This window comes from Vibrio sp. NH-7 (genome assembly GCF_053643215.1).
Map to the genome: position 1 here is coordinate 2,410,852 of NZ_CM132187.1, position 15,124 is coordinate 2,425,975.

Here is a 15,124-nt window from a genome sequence, read left to right on the forward strand (position 1 = left end):
TTCGGGTGCCATTTTTATTGGCTTTCTCTTTTGATCACTTTATCCTCTTGGCCATCCCCTCTATTGCCAGAGAATTAAGATGAATATCGTAGTATTAGGCCCTGGTGCCATTGGTTCGCTATGGGCGTATTCTTTACATCAGGCTGGGCATACCGTCGCCCTTTACTCCAAGCAAGAGCACGACAAGCTCCCCCTTCAGCTTGATGGCAACACTCCGATTACTCTGGCAAATAACCAACCAGTCAGCCTTCAAAACGCCGATGTATTGCTTGTGACCGTTAAAGCGCCACAAGTCATCCCCGCACTTGAGGTACTGCGAAGCGACCTTCATCCAGATTGTATTGTGGTACTGATGCATAACGGGATGGGAACCGCCGAGATCGTCGCATCGCGTCTACCGAATAATCCTCTCGTACTGGCAACCACAACACATGGAGCTCTGCGCCAATCACGCCATCAGGTGTTGCATACGGGGCAAGGCAGCACTCAGTTAGGAGGCTATAATTCGAAAGGCAATCAATGCGATTTTCTTCAACAGGTCTTTGCTCACGCCTTACCCGATGTCTACTGGAACGAGAATATTCTTGACGCATTGTGGTTAAAACTGGCGATCAACTGCGCAATCAACCCGTTGACCGCGATTCATCAAGTCAAAAATGGCCAGCTTGCAGACGAGGCATTCAAGCCAACCTTGCTCCAGTTGTTGGATGAAGTACATCAAGTGATGACTTGTGAAGGGCTAACACTTTCCCGCAACGAACTCGATACGCACGTATATAATGTGATTCAGGCGACCGCGGAAAATCGATCGTCGATGCATCAAGATATTTGCCATCATCGACTAAGCGAGATCGACTTTATTACTGGTTATTTAATACAAAAAGCGCACGACCACCAGCTGGATGTACCTAGCAACGAGGCGCTTTATCAACAAATCAAACGAATCGAAAAAAGTTGGACATCATGAACAAGAAAGTACTGATCCCTATCGCACCCGGCACCGAAGAGATGGAAGCGGTAACCATCATAGATATGATGGTCCGAGCGGGCTATGACGTGGTTGTGGCGAGTGCCGATTTTGATGGCCAATTAACCATGAAAGCTTCTCGCGGTGTCACCCTAACCGCAGAGTGCAAGTTAGTCGATATTGCCGATGACGAGTTTGATGCCGTGATCCTTCCCGGTGGAGTTGAAGGCTCTGAAACCTTTCGCGACAGCACGGTATTGGTCGAAATTGTTCGTCAACAAATGTATGAAGGCAAACTGGTCGCGGCCATCTGTGCGGCGCCAGCTATAGTCCTGCTGCACCACAACCTCTACACAGAAGCTTTGATGACGTGCCACCCAAGCTTTCAAGATCAGATTGCCGAGAAGTACCGCCGTGTTAAACGCGTGACTTACGACATCAATCACAACCTGCTCACAAGCCAAGGACCAGGAACTGCCCTTGAGTTCGCGATGGAAATCATCATTAACCTCTCAGGCAAAGCGCACGCTTGGACCGTTGCAGAGCCAATGGTGACCATTCCAACCTTGCAATACCACAAACTGGGTGATGAAGATGTTTGATGCACAGCTTGTCGCAAAGCAGTTTCCGGCTTTAACACAAACCATTAACGATCAACGTTTAGTCTATTTAGACAGTGCCGCCACGACTCAAAAGCCGAAATGTGTGATTGAGGCCATCAGCCAATACTATGAGCGACAAAATGCGAACGTGCATCGCGGAAGTCATCGCCTAACAGCTGAAGCCACCTCACAGTTTGAGGCCGCGCGCGAAAGAGTTGCTCGCTTTATCGGCGCAGCCTCGCCAAACGAAGTGATATGGACTCGCGGCGCAACAGAAGCGCTCAACTTGATCGCCCAAACTTACGCAAGAAATACGCTTAAACCCGGTGATGAAATACTGGTCGGGGAAATGGAGCATCATGCCAACATTGTTCCTTGGCAAATTGTCGCACAGCAAACTGGCGCAAAGGTCGTCAAGATTCCAATGACCAATGACTGTCAGTTGGATATGGCTGAGTTCGAAAAGCAGTTAAGCAGCAAGACGAAAATTGTCGCCGTAGCGCATATCACCAATGTCACGGGTACCCGTCAGCCCATTGAAGCGATTATCCAGCGGGCGCATAAAGTAGGCGCCGTGGTCGTGGTAGACGGCGCTCAAGGGATAGTTCATGAGCAGCTAGATATGACTGCTCTGAATGCGGATTTTTATGTTTTCTCAGGCCATAAACTGTATGCCCCTGCCGGAATAGGTGTTTTATATGGAAAGATGTCGCTATTAGAAGCAATGCCGCCGTGGCATGGTGGAGGCAAGATGGTTGAAAAAGTCTCGTTTTCTGGCACCACCTTCACCCAGGTACCAGGGAAGTTCGAAGCGGGTACGCCGAATGTCGCCGGTGCCATTGCTCTCGCAACCGCAATTGATTGGTATACACAGTTCGATCATTCCACGGTCGAACACCATGTCCATGATTTGGTCAGTAAGACATACCAAGCGTTGAATAGCATCGACGATGTAACGATTCTCGGATATCAACCGGACGCATCGGTGCTGTCTTTCGTCATTGAAGGGGTTCATCATCAAGATGTAGCGACTCTACTCGACCAACAAGGCATTGCCGTTCGAGCGGGTAACCATTGCGCGCACCCGTTGATGGATGCGCTTGGCGTGAAAGGGACTATCCGAGCATCATTCGCCATCTACAACACGATGGACGATGTAAAGCGTTTGGTCGCAGCCGTTGAGAAAGCCGTTGATATGCTTTAAACCAAGATAAGGGTTGATGTATATGACACATCAACCCTTGCCCTCACTTCGCCATGTCCGGTCTATAGCTCATCAAACGCTTCTATCGCTTCAGAAAGCTTCTTCACTCCATGAATCTGCATGCCCGGGATTCCCCCTTTAGGCATGTTGGCCGCTGGTACAATCGCTTTCTTAAATCCATGCTTAAACGCTTCATTTAAGCGTTCTTGACCACTTGGAACAGGGCGAATTTCCCCCGCCAATCCAACTTCACCAAACACCACGACATCCTTCGGTAGAGGGCGGTCTCTGAAGCTAGAGAGTAGCGCCATCACCAATGCTAAGTCTGCGCTGGTCTCGGTCACTTTGACGCCACCCACCACATTAACGAAGACATCTTGATCCGCCATCTGCAAACCGCCGTGTTTATGCAGCACAGCAAGTAACAGGGAAAGCCGGTTTTGCTCTAAGCCCACAGCAACACGACGAGGGTTTGCCAATTGGGAATAATCGACTAAAGCTTGAATCTCAACCAAGAGTGGACGAGTGCCCTCCCAAACGACCATCACGGAGCTGCCGGAAGTCTCCTCCTCACCTCGAGACAAAAAGATCGCCGATGGATTGCTCACTTCTTTGAGGCCTTGCCCCGTCATGGCAAAAACCCCTAACTCATTGACGGCACCAAAACGGTTTTTATGGCTACGCATAGTTCTGAAGCGATTATCTGTTCCGCCATCTAAAAGCACCGAGCAGTCAATAATGTGTTCGAGAACCTTTGGTCCTGCCAAAGTGCCATCTTTAGTTACATGTCCAACAATAAACACAGAGACATTGTTCTGCTTGGCGTAGCGCGTCAGCGCGGTGGCCGACTCTCTTACTTGAGCGACACTGCCAGGCGATGATTGAACGTCAGATACATGCATTACTTGGATAGAGTCGATCACCATAATTTTCGGCTGCTCTTTCTCCGCAATCTGGCAAATTCTGTCGACGTTGGTTTCCGATAACATCTTTAAATTGTCTTTTGGCAACCCCAGTCGAGAAGCCCGCATCGCAACTTGCTGCAACGACTCTTCACCGGTGACATAGAGCGTCGGCATATGCGCCGCCAAATAACACATGGTTTGCAACAGCAATGTGGATTTACCTGCGCCAGGGTTACCACCAATCAGTATCGCCGCCCCGGGTACAACACCGCCACCTAACACTCGGTCAAACTCTTTGAACCCACTGGTAAAACGAGGGACTTCCTGCAGATCAATTTCCGACAATGTCTGAACTTGAGTTTCGCCGCTATTGCCCGCATAGCCCGACAATCGTTCGTTGCGCGCCGCCGCTGGAGATGCCGCTAGTCGCACTTCACTGATCGTATTCCATGCCCCACATGCATTGCATTGACCTTGCCAACGAGGGAAATCTGCTCCACAGTCGTTGCATACATATGCTCTTTTCGCCTTAGCCATGTCGCCTCATATTTGTATTTGTGAACTGAGATATTGGTTTGTGCTTAATTTTGCTTGATTCGCGACAACATATCACTAAAGATCTTTATATCAAGGTCGATAGTTTAGGTATGGAGTACTTCAAACAATAAATATGCAGCAGCCTGAAATCCTTTCTATAGCAGAAAGACTTATTCCTGCTTATCACGCGGACGATTTCGAGTTTCTTCTTGGTCAGATGACAGAGGGCGAACCGCCGTCGGTTAAAATCTTGGTCAAAATGGAACTGAACCGCGTTATGGCTCCATGCACTAAGAGTATTGACCTACGCGGACGCGTCAATGGCGAATGCCGAGAATACGAATTAGATGGCCTAAAACACTGGCTGGATGACGTAGCGTTCAACGCCTACCATAAGAATACCCGAAAATTCGGTGGCTACACCGAAGGGGTTTGGGAAGCACTGTGCAACACGCACAACAACTTCCGCGTGATGAAACAACGCGGTCAATCACTGAAAGGCGGCAACACGGCAGAAAGCTCGCCGTTTGAAGTCGAACCCATCAACCTAGGATATGACTTAAAACGTCGTGAAAACCGCTTAAGAATTTGCTCCCAAATCGAAATAAAGCTAGCCAATAAGCAAATTGTTCACGCGGTGACCGTCGATCTTTCTCCCTCAGGCGCTAAATTTAAAGTGCCCTCAGCGTTTGGCTACAAACTTGGGGAAATCGTCAATGTTCGCTTTGTCGAACTAGAGAAAAACAGTGATATTGAAGGCATTCACGATGCCATTCCTTACCGAATTGTGGGTGTAGACGAATCGTACGAGAACGACGCGGTTAAATTTTTACGACTGCTTAAGCTCGATGATACCAACACACTAAGCATCGTCATTGAGCAGTACCTCAAAAGTGACGCTCAAAAGGCACGTCATGATAATCAAGACAAAATCATCCGCGCACGCTCGCGTGGCTTTGAGCACACCTACCTTAAGCACACTTGCAATCTGCCCGTGTTCTTTAGTGGGGATGAACTCAAACTGGTCTTGATGACAGAGAATAACCACTCGATATGGCAATATTGGCAAGACGAACGAAACCAGCAAACGTTAAGCAGTCTGTTCAACAGTCAGCGAATGGCTAATCTCACTACCCCTGGGATGAAGGGCAGCAATAACGTTCTTTACTCGTTTACGCACGACCACAAAGGTCAGCAACTGTTTTTCTCTATGATGATGCCTGAAGCCTCTCGCGAAGTTCGCCAGTTGTTTTGGCACATTGGAGCCAAAAAAGAGAGTTGGAAAGCATTCCGTTTGTCCGTTTTTGAGCTATCGGAAGAGGAACGTCAAGAGCTATCGGCTCATTCCACCGAGCTGGGGTTAGAACCTAACTGCCTAACCCATTGTGGCATGCTGCAAGAGATATCCGATCATCGTAGTCGCCAAGATTATTTACTCACTGACAAGCCTCGACTTCCAAGCAGTGAATTAAATCCATTTCGCCACGCTCGCAATCCTAGCTACAACCCGATTTGTTTGTACTTTGATGCTAAGTCTCGTCGAAAAGAGCCAAGGTACCAATTTAAGTCGCCAGTAGAGCTCACCAGCGAAAATGGCGAGAAACTTCAAGGCACAACGTTAGATCTATCAAAGCATGGGGCGAGCATTCAACTTGCAGAGCCTAGCCGCATGAAAGCGGGCGAGCTGTGTAATATCAACTTCAAAGAACTTCAGCTCTATGATAAAAAGCTGCCGCTTGATGCTGTGCCTTATAAGGTTATCCGCATTAGTCCAGGTGGCAAGCAGCTTCAACTTGCGATAATTGAAGAGAGCCAGACCATGCGAGTCATTGCGTTCTTTGGCAAATTGATATCTCACAACCAAGAAAAGTTGATAGCGAAAAAAGAGCTGTTGCCAAGCAATAATTTGTTGGAAGGACTGCATGATATTTTGCTCGACAAAGCGGTAAGCGCTCCGGTCTTTGTCGAGAAGAAAGGCAGCAACATGAGGCCAAAAGTAATAGGGGTGCACTACCCAATCCCTGCCTATTTAACGCTGTTTGCAAAACTGGGCAACGGGCAAAGTTATTCACTAGAGCCTATATACAAGGGGCGTTCTGCTACGCTGCTGGCAGAGCCCATGAAGCACATTGAAGGTGCCGAGCCCCAATATCATGAACTCTACTTAAGCGCCGTCAAGTTTGGGACCCGTATTCAATCTGTTGAATCGAAGCTGTTAAGTGATTTCAGCGGAATCAAGGAGCGGATAAAGTTCATAAAGAATGCGCAGAATATTGGTGAGTTTTATGCGATCAGAATTTGTGGCGCCCCTGTATTTGATCCAATGACTGCATTAGTGCGCAAAGATTTGGAAGAGCTTGCCCAAATCAGCCTGCACAAAGCACGCAGCTTAGAAAAAGAAATTAACGGCATTATTGGTTACGGTGAACTCACCGACATTACAGAAGAGATCTTAATAAGACTTGAACTGACTCAATAGAAAAAGGCGAGGATTTCCTCGCCTTTTTGTTTATTTGAGTGGAGAGAAGCTTACTCGCTTTTGCTTGACCAATATCGCAGATAATACGCAGATCAGCCCTCCTAAACCATGATAACGGATCGCTGTTTGAGCCTGCTGTTCAACCTTCGGTTTCGCGTGGTAAGCAACGCCTAAACCCGCAGCCGCCATCATGGTTAAATCATTGGCACCATCACCGACGGCAATCGTATTGTGTGGCTCGATGTCGTATTGCTCTGCCAGTTGAACAAGAATGTCGGCTTTGGTTTGCGCACTCACCACCTCACCAATCACGTTGCCCGTCAACTTGCCATCGACGATCTCCAACTGATTTGACTGAGCGTGATCCAGTGAAAGCATCTCTTGAAGATGATCTGAAAAGTAAGTAAATCCACCGGAAGCAATCGCAGTTTTCCAACCGAAACGTTTTAGCGTTTGAATCAGCTCCGGCAAGTCAGGCATCAGTGGTAAAACAGAACGAACTTGCTCCAAAATCGCTTCATCTGCGCCAGCCAGTTTACCCACACGCTGGCGAAGACTTTGTTCAAAATCAAGCTCCCCCTGCATCGCGCGTTCGGTTACTTCGGCCACTTCTTCCCCAACACCGGCAAGCTTGGCAATTTCATCAATACACTCAATTTGAATCACGGTTGAATCCATGTCGAATACAACCAAACCTGGCTTGGAGAGATCCGGAATGTCTTGCAGTCGAGCATAATCCAGCTCTAATGCTTGGAGAATCTCTTCATGCTCCGGCGTCAACTGACCTTCCATCAAGGCCACTTCATACTGACCGACTTTCCAGACATCGACCACAGATTTGTAGAATCCAGTGAAGAAGTCTATATCTTCAAAGCTTGCAGCAGAAAGGTGTGTACTGTAGACAACCCAACCTGCATTGGCTTTATCAAAACGTGTAGAAAGGCGAGTTTCTGGTAAGCGATTGATAAGAGGAATGTGACGACGAATGGGTAATGTATTAAACCTGTCCATGTTTAGAATCCTTATTAAACCTTGCAACACGTTAACCTATTGCAATTTGAAAGCGCAAGTCTCAATATGTTGATCCGCTTATTTAATGGATATTTTGGTGCCAAATGGACTCATCTCTGTTTTCATTTCGAAACGCAATACGAGCACTTGCCATCCTCTGCTTGGTGGCGATGGTTGCGATTATTGGCGTAAATAGCGTCAAGATCACCAAAGGGAACGAGCAGATCCAACAGAATCAGTTGGAGACTCTCACCCAAATTTTGATTTCCCAAGCCTCTCTATCTGCTGGCGATATGATCGTCGCTCAAGACCAAGAGCGCTTGCTTAAGTTGACTAACCAGTTAGCTAAAGATGCACTTGTGTATGACGCCGCAATCTATGACGCTGAAGGCATTCGTCTCGCCTCAAGTGAGAGTGCCAAGTCTGTACGTCAGATCCTAGGCTTAGATACTCCACTTGAAACGGCACGCATTGGTAAACAGCAGTTAGTCGAACCCATTATTCGCGATAACGTCGTTCTGGGCTTTGTTCGCATCACCTTTGAGACCGGCCGTGTAACTGCCTTTTCTGATCACTACTACAGAAAAAGTGATCGCTACATGTACACCATGGTGGGAATGAGCTTTATCGCAGGCTTGCTGCTAGCTATTGTGATTCGTCGTAAACCCAAATCGAAAAGCGAAAACTTACTGCTCAAAGATATGCAGTAGAAACAAAACAGGGTTGGCATAATGCCAACCCTGTTTGATTAAATCGTCGAGAATCAAGGTAAGGAGCTACCTCCTTCACTCAGCTTGATTATTCTGCATCACCTAGCAACACAGAATCTAGCGCGATGATCATCATATCGTTGAACGTTGTTTGACGCTCATCTGACGTGGTTTGCTCGCCTGTTTTGATGTGGTCTGACACCGTACAAATAGTCAAAGCTTTAGCGCCATACTCTGCACATACGCCGTAGATGCCCGCCGCTTCCATCTCTACGCCTACGATGCCGTACTTGTCCATTACGTCGAACATTTCTGGATCTGGCGTGTAGAACAATTCTGCCGAGAACAGGTTCCCCACTTTAACTTCAATGCCACGAGCTTTCGCTGCGTCTTCTGCGGCACGAACCATCTTGTAGTCTGCGATAGCCGCAAAGTCATGACCTTTAAAGCGAATACGGTTTACTTTAGAGTCAGTACACGCGCCCATGCCAATCACAACGTCGCGCACTTTAATATCTTCACTCACCGCACCACAGCTACCGACACGGATGATCTTCTTCACGCCAAAGTCTTTAATAAGCTCAGTGGCGTAAATTGAACACGATGGAATACCCATACCGTGGCCCATTACTGATACCTTACGGCCTTTGTATGTACCCGTGAAACCGTACATGTTGCGTACGTCACATACCTGTACAACATCTTCCAGGAACGTTTCTGCAATGTATTTCGCACGTAGTGGATCACCCGGCATTAAAACGACATCAGCGAATGCACCCATTTCTGCGTTGATATGTGGAGTTGCCATGATTTCATTTCCTTTTCTTAATCGGATATAAGTAAGCGATAAACAAAACAATAGAGGGACATGCCCTCTATTGATAGTAACGAATTAGAATTACAGGAAGTTTTTACCGTAATCCATTGGTGAGGTACCAAAGTGGCTTGCTAGCGTCTGACCAATATCAGCAAACGTATCACGAAGACCTAAAGATCCCGCCGGTACTTTAGCGCCGTAAACAATCACTGGGATATGCTCACGAGTGTGGTCTGTACCTGGCCATGTAGGGTCACAACCGTGGTCAGCAGTAAGAATTAGCAGATCATCTTCTTCCATCAGCTCCATGACTTCATGGATACGCCCATCAAAGTACTCTAACGCTGCAGCGTAGCCCGCAACATCGCGGCGGTGACCGTAAGCTGAGTCGAAATCAACGAAGTTTGTGAATACGATAGTATTGTCACCCGCTTCTTTGATGGCATCTTTTGTTGCATCAAATAGTGCAGGAATGCCTGTTGCTTTGGTCTTCTTAGTGATACCACAGCCAGCATAAATATCAGAGATCTTACCGATTGAGTGAACTTCACCACCCTTCTCATCAACTAGTTTTTGAAGAATCGTTGCTGATGGCGGCTCAACTGATAGGTCACGACGGTTACCTGTACGCTCAAACTGACCTTTACCTGGGCCGATGAATGGACGCGCGATAACACGGCCAATGTTGTAGTCTTCAAGCTCTTCACGTGCGATTTGGCACAGCTCTAACAGGCGGTCTAAACCAAACGTTTCTTCATGACATGCAATTTGGAATACAGAGTCAGCAGAAGTATAGAAAATTGGCTGACCAGTCTTCATGTGTTCTTCACCCAAGTCATCAAGAACTTGTGTGCCCGACGCATGGCAGTTGCCTAGGAAGCCATCAAGACCTGCACGCTCAAGAATGCGGTCTGTCAGCTCTTTCGGGAAGCTGTTTTCTTTATCAGTAAAGTAGCCCCAGTCGAACAAAACAGGCACGCCTGCAATTTCCCAGTGGCCTGATGGAGTATCTTTACCGGAAGAAAGCTCAGCCGCGTGGCCGTAAGCACCGATAATTTCCGCGTCAGCGTCAAGGCCAGGTGCAAAACTACCTGTTGACTCTTTGTGCGCCATCGCAAGACCCAGTTTAGATAGGTTAGGTAGCTTGAGTGCGCCGCTACGATCCGCGTTGTCAGCCAAGCCTTTGTCACACTGCTCAGCGATATGACCTAGCGTGTCTGAACCCACATCACCAAAATCTTTTGCATCAGCCGTTGCGCCAATACCAAATGAGTCTAAGACTAAAATAAATGCTCTTTTCATTGCTCTCTTCCTATAACTGGCCGAGAGCAAATGCTCAATCGACCAATCTAATAATAATAGTAATTCAACTCTAAATAGTTGGACTTGCAGCAAGGCAACAAGCAAGTGAATCCCCTGAGCATAGCTCGTCTATGTGACTGGGGTGAGCGAGCGCAGTTAACGCCGCTGCAAGTTCAAATATGAGGAGTTTAAAGATCTTCTGCGCGAATCTGACGGTACACCTCTGGCGTTGGCGTATATTCACCACCGATTGTAATCGCCGCTTTCAGTGCGTTAGCCGCTTCTTGCCACTGCTCTTCATTACGAGCGTGGATAACCGCTAAAGGCTTGTCACTAGACGCTTGTTCACCCAAGCGAATAAAGCCATCAAAACCAACAGCGTAGTCAATTTCGTCGGTTGCTACGCGGCGACCACCACCCATAGCCACAACAGCCATACCGATCGCACGAGTATCCATAGCAGAAACCACACCTGACTCATCAGCGTAAACTGGCTTGATGATCTCTGCTTTTTCTAGGTAGTTATCGTAGTTTTCAACGAAGTCGGCTGGGCCACCAAGACCTGCAACCATCTTACCGAAGCATTCTGCCGCTTTACCGTTATCCAGAACTGCCATCAGTTTGTTACGCGCCTCTTCCGTATTCTCAGCCAGCTTGCCAAGAACCAGCATTTCCGCACATGACGCCATGGTAACTTCTAGAAGACGAGGGTTACGGTATTCACCGGTTAGGAACTGAACCGCTTCACGAACTTCTACTGCGTTACCCGCCGAAGAAGCCAGTACTTGGTTCATGTCAGTAAGAATAGCGGTTGTCTTGGTGCCTGCGCCGTTTGCTACTGCAACGATCGATTTTGCTAGCTCTTCAGAAGCTTCGTAAGTTGGCATAAACGCACCAGAACCTACTTTTACGTCCATGACTAAAGACTCAAGGCCTGCTGCAAGTTTCTTAGATAGGATTGAAGCGGTAATTAGCGAGATGTTATCTACCGTCGCCGTGATATCGCGTGTCGCGTATACGCGCTTGTCAGCAGGAGCTAAGTCGCCCGTTTGACCAATAATTGCTACGCCAGCGTCTTTGGTTACGTCACCAAACACTTCATTAGTCGGTGTGATGTTGTAGCCAGGGATCGACTCAAGCTTATCAAGCGTACCACCAGTATGGCCAAGGCCACGACCAGAGATCATAGGAACGAAACCGCCACATGCAGCGACCATTGGGCCAAGCATTAGTGAAGTTACATCACCCACACCACCAGTAGAGTGCTTATCAACGATTGGACCACCAAATTCTTTATGGCTCCAATCAATCACCATACCGGAATCACGCATTGCACACGTTAGTGCGATACGCTCAGGCATCGTCATTTCATTGAAAAAGATAGTCATAGCAAACGCTGCAATCTGACCTTCAGATACTGTGTTTTTTGCTACGCCTTGAATGAAGAAGTTAATTTCGTCGGCTGTTAGAACTTCGCCGTCACGTTTTTTACGAATAATTTCTTGAGGTAAGTACATTAGATCCTCCCATGCTTTGAACAGCAAGGTTGTAGGGTAAAGAGGTAATGTGGAGCAGCGGTTTGCTACTCCACCAAACAGACTTTGTTTTTATCTATTCTCGAATAAGAGAATTAGTATGCTGCTGGATCAGCAGTTTCGTCTGTCACTTCTAATGTATTAAGTAGGTTAGTTAGCAAGCTTGATGCGCCGAAACGGTAGTGACGAGCATCAACCCAGTTATCACCTAGGATTTCATCAGCCATTGCAAGGTACGCAGCGGCATCTTCTGCAGTGCGCACGCCACCAGCTGGTTTGAAACCAACTGTTTCAGCTACGCCCATATCGCGAATCACTTCAAGCATCATGCGAGCGTACTCTGGAGTCGCGTTTACTGGCACTTTACCAGTAGAAGTTTTAATGAAGTCTGCACCTGCTTTGATACAGATTTCAGAAGCTTTCTTGATTAGTGCTTCTTCTTTCAGCTCACCCGTTTCGATGATCACTTTAAGAAGGATGTCACCACACGCTTCTTTACATTGCTTAACTAGCTCGAAGCCAACTTCTTCGTTACCTGCCATTAGAGCACGGTAAGGGAATACTACGTCTACTTCATCTGCACCGTAAGCTACTGCCGCTTTTGTCTCAGCAACGGCGATCTCAATGTCGTCGTTACCGTGTGGGAAGTTAGTTACAGTTGCGATGCGAACTTCTGGCGTACCTTGCTCACGAAGTGTCTTCTTAGCAATAGGAATAAAGCGAGGGTAAATACAGATTGCAGCTGTGTTACCTACTGCTGATTTTGCGTCATGACATAGTGAAATAACTTTCGCGTCAGTATCGTCATCATTCAGCGTAGTTAGGTCCATTAGTTTAAGTGCACGTAGTGCTGCTGCTTTTAAATCGCTCATTTCTATCTCCGATCAATATTCAAAAATTTTACTGCCCAGCTTGATGATTTCGACTCTAATCAAGCTAGCCTTGCAGTCATTAATGAACGGACTTGGTTCCTTGAAGACTCAGGGGTAAACAGCGAATTGACCCCTAATTGCTATCCTTGTCACCGCACAGTACCAGTTTGGTCTATGGCACAACAATCTGCGATTGAAGTGTCTAACGTATATGCAGACATGCTGCAACCAACGCTCATCATACTCCTTGTACTCAGTAGCGCTAGCTAAAAAACTTCTCAATAATCCATTGATAAGTTATGCCACCTAAGTAAACACCGACAATGCCCATGATTCCTGATAACACAGGTGGAGCAGGTATTGGCAACTTGATGGCGGAAAACAGGATTCCGACAACAAACCCAGCAAGGGTTGCGAGGATAACTTCATTCATAAGTTAAGTCCTACTTTCTATAGATATATACATTATAGATATTTGTCGCAAAACTGTAGTGGCTCATAGAGCGCAAACGGTTTGTATCTCAAAAAAGTCGTTGGTTAACGTTTGCTCGATTCAGTGCATCGGCAAACCTTATCCAACTGGACACTCAACTGACTAAGAGTGTCGCGTTCAAGGCGTTTTATAACCTTGAGATTGTTTTACTGCAGCTAGGTACAGAAAAACAAAAAGCCCCGCAGCAAGAAACTTGCTACGGGGCTTTATAAAACGGCGTCTATATAATCTATCTACTTAATTAGAAAGATAGGAAGAAGCCAGCGATTGTCGCCGCCATTAGGTTAGATAGCGTACCAGCACAAACCGCTTTAACACCCATACGAGCGATGTCGTGACGACGGTTTGGCGCTAGACCACCTAGACCACCTAGTAGAATCGCAATAGAAGAAAGGTTTGCGAAACCACATAGAGCGAACGAGATAATTGCTGCTGTCTTAGTAGACATAACTTCACCAGTTGCTGGTACAACTTGTGCTGCGTCACCAACGTAAGGTACGAAGTTTAGGTAAGCGACGAATTCGTTAACAACCAGTTTCTGACCGATGAACGAGCCAGCTAGCGTTGCTTCTTCCCATGGCACACCAATTAGGAATGCTAGAGGAGCAAATACGTAACCAAGAATGATTTCTAGAGTAAGTTCTGGCATACCGAACCAACCGCCAACGCCACCTAGGATACCGTTGATAAGAGCGATTAGACCGATGAATGCAAGTAGCATTGCACCAACGTTTAGCGCTAGTTGTAGACCAACTGATGCACCGCCTGCTGCTGCATCGATAACGTTAGCTGGCTTGTCGTCGCCGCCATCGATATCCGCACCTAGATCTTCATCTGGAGTATCTGTTTCAGGTTTGATGATTTTAGCGAATAGTAGACCACCTGGTGCTGCCATGAATGATGCTGCTACAAGGTACTCTAGAGGTACACCCATAGATGCGTAACCCGCTAGTACACCACCAGCTACAGACGCAAGACCACCACACATTACTGCAAATAGCTCAGATTGAGTCATTTTAGGAACAAACGGACGAACCACTAGTGGAGCTTCTGTTTGACCTACGAAGATGTTAGCTGCTGCAGACATTGACTCGGCACGTGAAGTACCTAGTGCTTTTTGTAGACCGCCACCAAGAATCTTGATAACCCACTGCATCACACCGATGTAGTAAAGTACAGAAATTAGCGCTGAGAAGAAGATTAGCGTTGGTAGTACTTGGAAAGCAAAGATGAAACCGATACCGTCAACTGAGAAGTTAACTAGGCTGCCGAATAGGAAACCAGTACCGTCTTTACCGTAGTCGATCACGTTTTGTACACCAGCTGAGAAACCAGCTAGAAGATCACGACCCCATGGTACGTACAGAACGAAACCACCGATGATGAATTGGATAGCAAAAGCGCCACCCACAGTTCTTAGATTGATAGCTTTGCGGTTATCTGACAGTAGTAATGCAATTCCTAGCAATACTGCCATGCCGACTAGGCTCATAAACAGGCTCATAGTTTATGACTTCCTTATATGTTATTTGTTGGCGTGTTACAAAATGGAGCTCAAAAGCGGAGGCAATTATACTCATCCGTCCATTGATAAAGTAATGCCATCCTCACAGTTTCTGCGAAGATTCATCATGCGTTCACTCATTTACGTGAACAAGATCACCATTCACTCTCTGGGTAATCACTAAAA

General features: G+C 47.0%; 13 protein-coding genes. 5 read left to right on the top strand and 8 right to left on the bottom strand.

The annotated features are described in order from the left end of the window. Positions 1–79: 79 nt before the first annotated feature. Genes panE through csdA form a run of 3 tightly spaced genes read left to right on the top strand, consistent with a single transcriptional unit; the run spans position 80 to position 2,773 of the window. A complete protein-coding gene (gene panE / locus ACUALS_RS11195; RefSeq protein ID WP_454448371.1) occupies positions 80–967 on the top strand; it encodes a 2-dehydropantoate 2-reductase in 888 nt (295 codons plus the stop codon). Next, a complete protein-coding gene (locus ACUALS_RS11200) occupies positions 964–1,569 on the top strand; it encodes a DJ-1 family glyoxalase III (RefSeq protein WP_454448372.1) in 606 nt (201 codons plus the stop codon). The genes panE and ACUALS_RS11200 overlap by 4 nt, the downstream gene beginning before the upstream one ends. After that, on the top strand, positions 1,562–2,773 hold the full coding sequence (gene csdA / locus ACUALS_RS11205) for a cysteine desulfurase CsdA (protein ID WP_454448373.1): 1,212 nt from the start codon (positions 1,562–1,564) through the stop codon (positions 2,771–2,773). Before ACUALS_RS11200 ends, csdA begins: the two co-directional genes overlap by 8 nt. 62 nt (positions 2,774–2,835) lie before the next feature. On the opposite strand, the gene radA is transcribed toward csdA, so the two are convergent. Next, on the bottom strand, positions 2,836–4,215 hold the full coding sequence (gene radA, locus ACUALS_RS11210; protein WP_005473514.1) for a DNA repair protein RadA: 1,380 nt from the start codon (positions 4,213–4,215) through the stop codon (positions 2,836–2,838). Between the two features lie 133 nt (positions 4,216–4,348). Here radA and ACUALS_RS11215 point away from each other — a divergent pair, with 133 nt between their 5' ends. Beyond that, entirely contained in the window at positions 4,349–6,694 is a 2,346-nt protein-coding gene (locus tag ACUALS_RS11215) for a PilZ domain-containing protein (protein ID WP_038139629.1), read from the top strand. A 30-nt stretch (positions 6,695–6,724) separates the two neighbouring features. On the opposite strand, the gene serB is transcribed toward ACUALS_RS11215, so the two are convergent. Continuing rightward, positions 6,725–7,705, bottom strand: coding sequence for a phosphoserine phosphatase (gene serB / locus ACUALS_RS11220; protein ID WP_454448374.1), 981 nt, complete (start codon positions 7,703–7,705; stop codon positions 6,725–6,727). 104 nt (positions 7,706–7,809) lie between these two features. On the opposite strand from serB, the gene ACUALS_RS11225 reads away from it, so the two are divergent. Further along, the gene (locus ACUALS_RS11225) at positions 7,810–8,415 is read left to right on the top strand and encodes a YtjB family periplasmic protein (RefSeq protein WP_038139633.1); all 606 of its coding nucleotides are present in this window, start codon (positions 7,810–7,812) and stop codon (positions 8,413–8,415) included. Positions 8,416–8,503: 88 nt separating this feature from the next. On the opposite strand, the gene deoD is transcribed toward ACUALS_RS11225, so the two are convergent. The 6 genes from deoD to ACUALS_RS11255 all read right to left on the bottom strand — a co-directional run bounded on the left by deoD (position 8,504) and on the right by ACUALS_RS11255 (position 14,938). Beyond that, the gene (deoD, locus tag ACUALS_RS11230; protein WP_005473519.1) at positions 8,504–9,223 is read right to left on the bottom strand and encodes a purine-nucleoside phosphorylase; all 720 of its coding nucleotides are present in this window, start codon (positions 9,221–9,223) and stop codon (positions 8,504–8,506) included. Positions 9,224–9,313: 90 nt separating this feature from the next. After that, positions 9,314–10,534: a phosphopentomutase gene (locus ACUALS_RS11235; RefSeq protein WP_038139636.1), complete on the bottom strand. Its 1,221-nt coding sequence runs from the start codon at positions 10,532–10,534 to the stop codon at positions 9,314–9,316. 188 nt (positions 10,535–10,722) lie between these two features. After that, positions 10,723–12,051 carry a thymidine phosphorylase gene (gene deoA / locus ACUALS_RS11240; protein ID WP_454448375.1) on the bottom strand — a complete coding sequence of 443 codons (1,329 nt, stop codon included), beginning with the start codon at positions 12,049–12,051 and terminating at the stop codon, positions 10,723–10,725. Positions 12,052–12,164: 113 nt separating this feature from the next. Then, positions 12,165–12,941, bottom strand: a complete 777-nt coding sequence (gene deoC, locus ACUALS_RS11245) for a deoxyribose-phosphate aldolase (RefSeq protein ID WP_408690508.1) — start codon at positions 12,939–12,941, stop codon at positions 12,165–12,167. Between the two features lie 262 nt (positions 12,942–13,203). Further along, positions 13,204–13,374: a XapX domain-containing protein gene (locus ACUALS_RS11250; RefSeq protein WP_005473572.1), complete on the bottom strand. Its 171-nt coding sequence runs from the start codon at positions 13,372–13,374 to the stop codon at positions 13,204–13,206. A gap of 301 nt (positions 13,375–13,675) precedes the next feature. Then, entirely contained in the window at positions 13,676–14,938 is a 1,263-nt protein-coding gene (locus ACUALS_RS11255) for a NupC/NupG family nucleoside CNT transporter (protein WP_038215636.1), read from the bottom strand. Between the last annotated feature and the right edge of the window lie 186 nt (positions 14,939–15,124).